The sequence below is a fragment of the Calyptranema fuscum S582 genome, assembly GCF_055793305.1.
The window spans coordinates 1-403 of the sequence record NZ_JBSLYH010000148.1 but is presented as its reverse complement, the minus strand read 5'-3'; the positions used below and the strand labels follow the sequence as shown (position 1 = coordinate 403).

1 protein-coding gene is annotated in these 403 nt (G+C 56.1%); it reads left to right on the top strand.

The genetic code is table 11. The features are described from left to right. Window positions 1–403: hypothetical protein (locus ACR6Z4_RS32260; RefSeq protein ID WP_479721409.1), on the top strand; the 403-nt coding region annotated here is incomplete at both ends.

The following is a 403-nucleotide window of genomic DNA, read 5'->3' as shown; positions in this document are numbered from 1 at the left end:
CTCCTATGACTGATTTCGACTTCCTCAGCGATGACTTTGATATTGACACCTACCTCGCCCACGAAGAAAAGCGGGAAGAAATTCAGCAACTCGACCAACTGGCAAGCGACTGCTGGGACGAACTGCAATACGCCAAAGCGGAGAAGTTTTACCAGCGGGCGGCAGACCTAGCAGCAGAAATCAACGACCTGTCCCTGCTGATCAAAGAACGGTTCTGGCTGGCTACCATGCAGCGGATGCAGGGGAAGTATCAGGTGGCGCTGGAGGTGTTTACCTGGCTGATTGGGGTTGCCTACGACCCGGAGCAGAGCCGCAAGCTGGATGAGGATGACCTCTGGTATGTGGAAGGCGGCTTTCGGAACTTCGTGGAGGTGGGGCGGTTTTTGCCGGAGATGGCGGCAGC